This window comes from Vibrio sp. V10_P2A27P122 (assembly GCF_963874335.1).
Taxonomy (GTDB): domain Bacteria; phylum Pseudomonadota; class Gammaproteobacteria; order Enterobacterales; family Vibrionaceae; genus Vibrio; species Vibrio anguillarum.
The window spans coordinates 1-8,982 of the sequence record NZ_CAWNHY010000040.1 but is presented as its reverse complement, the minus strand read 5'-3'; the positions used below and the strand labels follow the sequence as shown (position 1 = coordinate 8,982).

At 43.5% G+C, this 8,982-nt stretch carries 8 protein-coding genes; 1 reads left to right on the top strand and 7 read right to left on the bottom strand.

From position 1 onward, the window contains the following. The 7 genes from AACQ17_RS02525 to AACQ17_RS02495 form a co-directional block, all read right to left on the bottom strand. Positions 1 to 721 (bottom strand): CheR family methyltransferase (locus AACQ17_RS02525; protein WP_094167658.1); only part of this gene is annotated, 721 nt, incomplete at its 3' end. Then, complete coding sequence (locus tag AACQ17_RS02520; RefSeq protein WP_228209078.1) at positions 705 to 1,253, bottom strand: chemotaxis protein CheW; 549 nt, start codon at positions 1,251 to 1,253, stop codon at positions 705 to 707. The genes AACQ17_RS02520 and AACQ17_RS02525, both read right to left, overlap by 17 nt. Before the next feature lie 15 nt (positions 1,254 to 1,268). Next, positions 1,269 to 2,888 (bottom strand): methyl-accepting chemotaxis protein, encoded by a 1,620-nt coding sequence (locus AACQ17_RS02515; RefSeq protein ID WP_013856762.1) that lies wholly within the window; start codon positions 2,886 to 2,888, stop codon positions 1,269 to 1,271. A 35-nt stretch (positions 2,889 to 2,923) separates the two neighbouring features. After that, the gene (locus AACQ17_RS02510) at positions 2,924 to 5,119 is read right to left on the bottom strand and encodes a chemotaxis protein CheA (RefSeq protein ID WP_094134084.1); all 2,196 of its coding nucleotides are present in this window, start codon (positions 5,117 to 5,119) and stop codon (positions 2,924 to 2,926) included. A gap of 17 nt (positions 5,120 to 5,136) precedes the next feature. After that, entirely contained in the window at positions 5,137 to 5,448 is a 312-nt protein-coding gene (locus AACQ17_RS02505; protein ID WP_013856760.1) for an STAS domain-containing protein, read from the bottom strand. Positions 5,449 to 5,457: 9 nt separating this feature from the next. Further along, complete coding sequence (locus AACQ17_RS02500) at positions 5,458 to 5,841, bottom strand: response regulator (RefSeq protein WP_013856759.1); 384 nt, start codon at positions 5,839 to 5,841, stop codon at positions 5,458 to 5,460. 17 nt (positions 5,842 to 5,858) lie between these two features. Next, positions 5,859 to 7,031: a methyl-accepting chemotaxis protein gene (locus AACQ17_RS02495; protein WP_013856758.1), complete on the bottom strand. Its 1,173-nt coding sequence runs from the start codon at positions 7,029 to 7,031 to the stop codon at positions 5,859 to 5,861. A gap of 432 nt (positions 7,032 to 7,463) precedes the next feature. Between AACQ17_RS02495 and AACQ17_RS02490 the strand changes: the two genes are divergently transcribed. Further along, positions 7,464 to 8,918 (top strand): HD domain-containing phosphohydrolase, encoded by a 1,455-nt coding sequence (locus AACQ17_RS02490; RefSeq protein ID WP_094167657.1) that lies wholly within the window; start codon positions 7,464 to 7,466, stop codon positions 8,916 to 8,918. Positions 8,919 to 8,982 lie beyond the last annotated feature (64 nt).

Sequence of the window (8,982 nt, the reverse complement as noted above, 5' to 3'; positions counted from 1 at the left end):
GATCAAAATAAATCATAACATTACGTAAAAAAATAAGATCAAAGTGACCAAGTTCATCCAACTGATTTTGTAAGTTCGCTAATCCGAATTTTACTTTTTTCCTTAATGAATTAACGATTTTCAATGTGTCATGCTTGGTATCGATGCCTTTTCGGCAATACGTTTTGAGATAGGCTTTCGGTATATGTTCATGGCGTAGCATCGGATAAATACCTTGTGATGCAATTTGCAACACTTGACTATTGATATCGGTACCAACTATTTGCCATTCTCCTTGGTAACGGCTGTCTAATAACATTGCCAGAGAATAAGCCTCTTCACCTGTCGAGCTTGCTGCGCTCCAGCAACGGATCTGTTTTTTACCCCATACAGTGAAGAGATGGTGCTGGATATAAGCAAAATGGGCCTCTTCTCTGAAAAAGTACGTTTCATTGGTGGTCAGCAAATTGATGGCTCGTTGCTGTTCAAGTTTGCGTACTTGCTGATCGCTAAATTTCGTCAAATACTCAAAATACTCCCGATATGAACTTATACCGAGCTCCCTTAAGCGCCCGCTTAAACGCCCAACCACCAACGCTTTCTTACTGGGTGTTAGTGCGATACCTGCAGATTGATATATCCAGCCACGATACAACTCAAAGTCTGCATCACTGATGATGGACATTTGCTCCATGGCTGAATTCCCAAGTTGCTGAGATTTGTGCTTAACTTGCAAGTTCATTCTGCTCTTTGACCTGTTCCATCATGGCCAACTCTTCAACAGATAGGACTTTATCCTCCGCTAAAATAATGACAAACTCTTCATCGAATTGAGCCATACCACAAATAAATTCGGTCCGGATCTTGGTACCAAAATTAGGGGCAGGTCTCATAAACTTACTTGATATTTCAATGACTTCAGAAACACTGTCAACCATAACACCTAGGTCTTGACGCTGTTCTTCATTCGTCACTTCGATAATGACAACACAAGTTTTTTTATTCACTTCTTGCGGTTTAAGATAAAAACGCCGAGCTAGGTTGACGACAGGTACCACTTCACCACGCAAGTTAATAATGCCTTGAATGTAGTCAGGCATCATTGGCACCTGAGTTACTTTGCCATACTCTAATATTTCCTTAACATGCAAAATCGCAAAGGCGTACATTTCACCATTGAGCTGAAATGTTAAGTACTGTTGATCTTGTGCTAATTCTGTATTGGACTTAGCCAATATCATCGAGTTAGCCTCAACCGGGATAAGATTAGCCACATTCACCTCCAGCCACTAAAAGCGCACATACTCAGGTTCATCGTCCATAGAGACAAACTCAACATCTTTCTTCTGTTTAGGGCGTTGCTGCTCGTGGTGAACTGAAGATTTATTTGCTGCTTCACGGCGATTATTTTCTGTTTTGAAGAAGGTCATTAGTTGCTGGAGCTGCTGTGCTTGGCTACTCATCTCTTCAGAGGTCGACGCAAGCTCTTCTGATGCGGAAGCACTTTGTTGCGTGATACTGTTGAGCTGCTCCATCGCTTGGTTAATTTGTGTTGCTCCGGTTGCTTGTTCCATTGAAGCTGCGTTGATCTCTTGTACTAAATCGGATGTTCTTTGAATAGAAGGCACCATTTCATCCAGCAGTTTTCCGGCTTGTTCCGCTAAACCAACGCTATTTTTAGCGACCTCACCAATTTCTTGAGAAGCAACCTGACTGCGCTCTGCCAATTTTCGGACTTCGGCCGCTACCACTGCAAAACCTTTACCATGCTCGCCAGCTCTAGCAGCTTCGATTGCGGCGTTGAGCGCAAGTAAGTTAGTTTGATAAGCGATATCATCAATAATACCAATTTTCTCAGCTATCGATTTCATCGCTAACACGGTTTTAGCTACCGCTTCTCCACCTTCTTTCGCTTCTTTAGCCGCTTTACCTGCCATGCTATCGGTCACTTTCGCATTTTCAGTGTTTTGCGCGATTGAGGCTGACATCTGCTCTACCGACGAGGTAGTCTGTTCAACACTGGCCGCTTGTTCGCTCGCCCCTTGACTTAAGTTCTGAGCGGTAGCTGAAACTTCTTCGGATGCCGAAGCCAATGCATTACTTGAGCTATTCACTTCACCTACGATGTCTGACAACTTGGCCACCATTTTTTGCATGGCTTCAAGCAAGCGACCCAATTCATCGCCTGACGTCGCTTCAATTTTACCTGTTAAATCACCCACAGCGAGTCGGTTAGCCAGCGACACTGCTTGCTCTAAAGGATTACAGATCCCGCGGATCAAGGTAACCGCAAATCCAATACCAAACAGTAGCCCCAATATAATTGATCCAATGGCTATCATTTGTAGGTTGTCATAAAGCTCAACCTCATGGTTATAAACATTCTGCGCTTCATTAGATTGCAGCTGAATTAATGCATTTACTGTTTTTTCAACGGGTGCATAGAGTGGGCGTACTTTATCAACCGCAAGGCGAGTCGCTTCATCAATGTCTAAACGTCGCAAAGCATCAATGGTGGGCTGTAGAGCTTGCTCAACAAAGACTTTATTTTGTTCTTCAAATTGTGTTGCTAATTCAGCCTCCTCCTTGGTTAATTTAGTTAACTTGTATTTGCCCCATTTGTCATCAATCACTTTGAGGTGGTTCTCAACCGTCTCAATCTGAGCACGAATAATATCCGCTTCTGGGTACAGTTGTGAGAAAGCCAGCGCTATACGATTGCTCAGAAGACGAGATTTAATGTCACCGATAGACAGTGCTGGTACGGTTCGGTCATAGTAGACCGTTTCTAGCCCATGCAGTGTTCTTTGCATGCCATAAAGCCCGAGTGATCCGACCACAATGAGTAACAAACTTAAGATGCCAACTAGCATACTTAGTTTGAATTTAACTGAAATATTTTTAAACATAGCCTATTCCTTTCTGACGATGTAATTGAGCCAAGTTAGTGCATTGCCAATAAGCGATGCTTCGACTCTTCCTTCATAATATGTTGCGATAAACTGGCGATATCTAAGATAAGAGCAATATCCCCGCTGCCCAAAATAGTCGAACCGCTGATTCCTTTAACCCGTGAAAAAATCGGCCCAAGTGGCTTAATTACGGTTTGTAATTCCCCCAACAAATTATCCACGATCAAACCAGCACTTTGCCCCGCACTACTGACCACCACCACATTTTGGCGTTTTGAGCGACGCGCAGTGAGGTTAAATTGCACTCTTAAATCAATTAAAGGCAGCACTTGTCCCCTGAGATTAATATAAGGTTTGCCTTGGCCATCTTTGAGCCACTGGTCATCAAGTTCGACGCATTCTTGAACGGCATCCAATGGCACAACGAAGGTTTCGCTACTCACTTCAATTAGGAAACCATCAATGATCGCGAGTGTGAGCGGCAATACAATGCGGATAGTTGTTCCTCGATTAAGTAGGCTGTGAATCTCTACTCGACCTCGCAAATCAGTAATATTTCGCTTCACTACGTCCATACCGACACCGCGTCCTGAAATATTGGAAACCTGCTGGGCCGTTGAAAAGCCGGGCTCAAAAATGAGCTGAAAAATCTCGTCATCGCTCACGAGTTGGTTTTCATCAAGTAGCCCTTTTTCAATCGCTTTTGCGCGCAATTTTTCGCTGTTGAGCCCTTTTCCGTCATCGCTCACATCGATCACTATATTGCCTGAGTCATGGTAAGCATTGAGCGTGATGGTGCCGTGAGAAGGTTTACCATTTGCGACACGCTCTTCCTCTGTTTCAATGCCGTGGTCAATCGCATTGCGCACTAAATGCATTAAAGGATCGCCAATTTTTTCAATCACTGATTTATCTAATTCGGTATCCGCACCGGTAATCGTAAGATGGATACTTTTGTTTAGCTCCTTCGCCATATCACGAACAACGCGTTGAAAACGGGCAAATGTCGCACCGATAGCCACCATTCTAAGCTGTAGTGCCGCGTCTCTGACTTCTTCGAGAAGGCCATTGAGCCGTGCAACAGATTCAATCATTACATTTTCGCCAATTAGCTCCGCCTGTAATGCACTGCCGGCACCTGCGGTGACCAATTCCCCGACTAAATTAATTAAGGTATCTAACTTTTCAGCATCCACTCGCAAGCTTTTTTGCTCTTTGGTTAGCGCCTCTCGGGCTTTACTTTGTTTATCGACCGCCGCATTGAGTACGGGTGCTAATTGAGCATCAGCCTGAGTGATAATTTCGCCTATGGGTATCGCGTCCGAACTCGCTTCTCGCCGCTCACTTTGTTGCTGCAATGCACGCTTCAATTCAGTCTCAGTGAGCGCGCCACAACGAACTAATATTTCGCCAATTCTATAATTTTCATCGGGCATTGATTGAATGTGATCAATGAAGTCACCCACTTTGGCACTGGGTGGAAAGATGCGAACGTCACCTTCTTCACGAATGAATTCAAACACGTCTTCGATTTGTTGTTTAGATGCCGGCGAATAGAAACGCAGTTCAAAACCCAAATAACAACATTCCGGATCAAAGTTGTGCCAATCAGGTAATTTTCGGTCGACAGCCTCGATATAAATAACCTCTCCCAGCGTAGTTAAATAAGAAAGAAAAGAGAGCGGATCCATACCATCTTGGAATGCATGAAGCGGGAAAGTTAAAGAGATATGCCAGCAGAAATTGTCGAGTGCGGTGTGATCAGGTTCAGATTCCGTGGTTGGTGAATGACTTTCTGGTTCAGATTGACCTAAAAACTCAGACAATCGGGCCCCTAAGCGCTGTCCGGTAACGTCATCTTCTGATGACTCTTGCCCCGTTTGAGCATCATCAATCAAGCTCACCATGTGATCGCGGCACTCAAGCAACAAGGAAATATGCTTTTCATGCAACTTAAGTTGTTCTGAGCGCAATAAATCAAGCAAGCTTTCTACTTTATGAGTAAAACGAACGATCTCATTTAAGTTAAATATCCCTGCTGAGCCTTTTACAGTATGCGCTGCTCGGAAAATTGCGTTTAATCGCTCATTTAAGCCATCAAGATTCCCGCTATCCAGTTCAAGAAGGTCAGATTCCATCCCTTCAAGCAACTCCCTACTCTCATTAAAATAAGTTTGGAGCGCCGCAGCCATCATTTCGTCCATAGTATCTCCCTGGGGCTTCGTCATTAGCTTGTCACTTTGTCTTATTGTGAACTAGAAAGAACGATAGGGTCATGAAACCATCCCACTAGCCCCAGTTTACCCAGCACATCCACCACGACTTCACTGTGATGAATCAGTTCACATCCCTGCTCTATTCTTGCTTTTTTAAATGCCATCAATACTTGTACGCAACTGCTGTCCAGAGCAGTGACTTGGGAAAGTTCAATGGCGATCTTCTCGCTATGAGACACAAAAGGGGTCAGCTGCTCAAACAAATTTCGAGCCTCATAAATCGTCAGTTCACCGTCAAGTTTTAACATTAATTGCTCATCGGTTTGGTGTGGAGTCAGCATAATCCCCCCTTAGGCTTGGATCAGTTTTGCTACGGCGGCAAGCATCTGTTCAGGTGCAAACGGTTTTACAACCCAAGCTTTCGCACCCGCAGCACGACCCTGTTCTTTCTTCGATGCCTCAGATTCAGTTGTGAGCATAATCACCGGCGTAAATTTTGTGTCTGGCCTTTGCTTCAGCTCTTTAAGTAAGGTAATGCCATCCATATTCGGCATATTTACGTCGCTGATGACCAAATGAACACGATTCCCGGCCAATTTGGATAATGCATCTTTACCATCATGAGCTTCGATCGTCTGATAGCCTGCTCCTTTTAAGGTCATACTCACAACCTGCCGAATTGAAGCCGAATCATCTACAACAAGTACCGTTTTGTTCATCACAGAGTTCCTCATTTATTCATTTACGGTTCTCAAAAGAAAGTAATGTCCGTGCTAGTCACCTTGCTTTTCACCTCAGTAACCTTGCCTTTGTGGCTTTCATGTTGTTCTATCATGGTGTAGTTCTTGGTCATTTTTTCCAGCCATTTTTGCGGGGATAATTCGCCTGCGATCGCATGATTGCTGTCTTGTTTGAGCAGCTCTAATGAGTCACTGAGTTCTTTGAGATTGGTGCTGATTTGCTCTAATATTTGGCTTACTCGGTCTTGAAATTGCAATTTCACAATCACACTACTGATTGTTTCCTTCACCGAAAATGCATCTTCTTTTAACCGCTCAGACTGTTGCTGTAAGGTTTGTGCCATATCTTGGAAGTGGTTAATGACATAATCGATACGCTGCTCGGTTTGTTCCATTTGTTCACTCTCAGCCGCAATAGCCATTTCAGCCGTCTTAAATGTAGTATTAATCGCATCACTGACAACGTTCACTTTCTCCGTCATGCTGCTAGCGATCTCCCTTGAACGCTGTGAAAGGTTACGCACTTCATCGGCCACCACTGCAAAACCTCGACCGGCCTCTCCTGCTCTGGCTGACTCAATGGCAGCATTAAGTGCTAATAAGTTGGTTTTTTCAGCAATGCCCACCACATCGGTTGCCATTTTTTTTAAATCGACTGTGTATTGATCAAGGCTGCGCATTTCATCAAGCATATGCTCTCTTGTCTTTTGGCTTTCTCTAAGCTCATCAACCGCTTTAGAAAGCATGGCTCGACAACGCTCAATTTCGCTCATTAAATTGCGCTCATCTTTTAAGGTTGAACCTTGCGAGAAGGAGAGTGCTTGTGAAAGCTGCGTGACAAGATCACCAAATTGCTGGCTCAGTTGAGTAACAGAATCGGTAAGTTGCACATTGGCTAAATCAATATGACGAGACCACACTGGTAGAGATTGAGCAAAGAGAGGCTCTAAAGAATGATATCCATCCAGTTGGATCTCTTGTGTTTGAGAAAGGTGTTCAATCGTCTTTTTTTGAGCTTTGACTTGGGAAATGAAGGATTCGTAATTCCAAATTGCATAGCTAACACTAGCAAAAGTAACAAATAATAGAGCCCAAACACCAAAATGTGTTGGCTGTGGCATAAGAGCAACTATCGACAATAGCACTAAGGGCACGTAAACACGTACCAGCCTAATGAGGAGCATGATTTATTATCCTTTAGCCATAAAACACTGACGAAAGCTATGACGTTATGTAAGAAGTTGTTATGCAACGCCTAGAGCTCATAACTAAAGATAGGAAAGCTTGGAGGAATCTGCAATGTAGTCGGTAGATGTAATTTTACTTTTGTTGTGTTAGGTAATTTTAAACAGTCCACTCTTATCAGTCAGAGTAACGATTGACTTTCGTTAAGTTCGGCTGAGTAACGTCATTAAGCCCTCTCCTCTGTTCTCATAACATGACGCACTGATCGGATCACATGGGCTTCATTTAATTTAGCTATCTTTCCTAGAAATACATCACTAGAATCCATCGCTTTTCTGATCCTCCGCACATCGGTTAATCACGAAAACACAACATCGAACAAATTTAATCACCTAAACTTAAGCATCACATACTGTAATGAAATCAAATTCATGAATAATACCAAGCGAAACAACAGCCAACTCACCGCACTGCTCTACCTCTTAGCTGCGCTGCTATTTGCCACCTATGGCGGACGAATCTGTCCGATGTTGTCCAGTTTAAGCGCATTAGAAATCACAGCCCATGTGACGATTAGTGTATTTTGTGCATGGGTAATGCGTCGATATCTCTTTATTCACCACCAGTGGGCAAAAACAGAACAGTATGCGAAACTCGATAGTGTTTTGTTTTTTCTTGTCAGTATTCCACTCGCTCTTTATTACAATCAGCACTATCAATTCACTATCGATAGCAATGTAAAAATTCTATTTGGTTTAACACTGTTTGGTTTCTTTACCGGAAGCTTATTACAACTCATCGCTAAACGAGCTCAATATCGCCAGCACGCAGTACAATTGAATCGTCAACAACTCCAAGGTGAAAGGCATTCGATTGTTAAGCAGATGATCGGGTTAATGATGCTGATGATCATCACTCTGACAGCCACACTCACCATGGTCGCGGTGAAAGATCTTTTTTGGCTTGAACATAACCCTGCCAGTTTAATCAATGGACATGGCAAGATAAGTATTATTAAAGAGTTTATTTATGTTTCTTTGGTTTTGGGCGGTTATGTAATCGCTATCCTCTGGCAGTGGGGAAAGCTGATGAAGCAAATATTGCACGCTCAAGAGCATTCGCTATGCCAAGTAACTCAAGGTGATATAGCGCAACGCTTACCGATTTTTGAAAATAACGAGTTAGGCTCTGTGGCTTGGTTGACCAATCAAATGTTGGATAGCCTACAAAACTCACAGGATGAAGTAAAAACCACGCGTGATGTCGCCATCGTTAGCCTAGCTGCTTTAGCTGAATCTCGCGATAATGAAACTGGCGCTCATATTTTACGTACTCAAGAATATGTCAAAGTACTCGCGCAATATCTAAGCCAAAAACCGAAATATCAGCCTTTATTAACGCCCACTTATATTGATTTACTCTACAAATCAGCCCCATTACACGACGTTGGCAAAGTTGGTATCCCTGATGCCGTCCTGCTGAAGCCGGGCAAACTCACCGATGATGAGTTCACTATTATGAAGGGACACCCTGAGATCGGCGCACAAGCGCTGTCGATTGCCGAGCAGCACCTTGGCACAAGTTCCTTTTTAGCAATCGCGAAAGAAATCGCCCTCACTCACCATGAAAAATGGGATGGTTCGGGCTATCCAAAACAACTCAAAGGGGAAGAGATTCCACTCTCAGGCCGTTTAATGGCACTGGCTGATGTATATGATGCGCTCATCTCAAAGCGCGTTTACAAACCCGCGTTTTCTCATGATGAAGCAAAAGCCATCATCCTACAGGGCGAAGCGACACATTTTGACCCACAAGTCGTAGAGGCTTTTTTGAGTGTTGAACAACAATTTGTCGCCATTGCCGCTCGCCATCAGGATAAACATTAATCTCTTGTTACAGTGACTCCTCCGCTCAATGGCAAAATATCGTATTTGATGATGAATTTTGCCG

Bases quoted from the DNA above. Each gene is read 5' to 3' on its own strand.
- AACQ17_RS02515 (WP_013856762.1), bottom strand. From the start codon at position 2,888: ATGTTTAAAAATATTTCAGTTAAATTCAAACTAAGTATGCTAGTTGGC.
- AACQ17_RS02510 (WP_094134084.1), bottom strand. From the start codon at position 5,119: ATGACGAAGCCCCAGGGAGATACTATGGACGAAATGATGGCTGCGGCG.
- AACQ17_RS02505 (WP_013856760.1), bottom strand. From the start codon at position 5,448: ATGCTGACTCCACACCAAACCGATGAGCAATTAATGTTAAAACTTGAC.
- AACQ17_RS02500 (WP_013856759.1), bottom strand. From the start codon at position 5,841: ATGAGGAACTCTGTGATGAACAAAACGGTACTTGTTGTAGATGATTCG.
- AACQ17_RS02495 (WP_013856758.1), bottom strand. From the start codon at position 7,031: ATGCTCCTCATTAGGCTGGTACGTGTTTACGTGCCCTTAGTGCTATTG.
- AACQ17_RS02490 (WP_094167657.1), top strand. From the start codon at position 7,464: ATGAATAATACCAAGCGAAACAACAGCCAACTCACCGCACTGCTCTAC.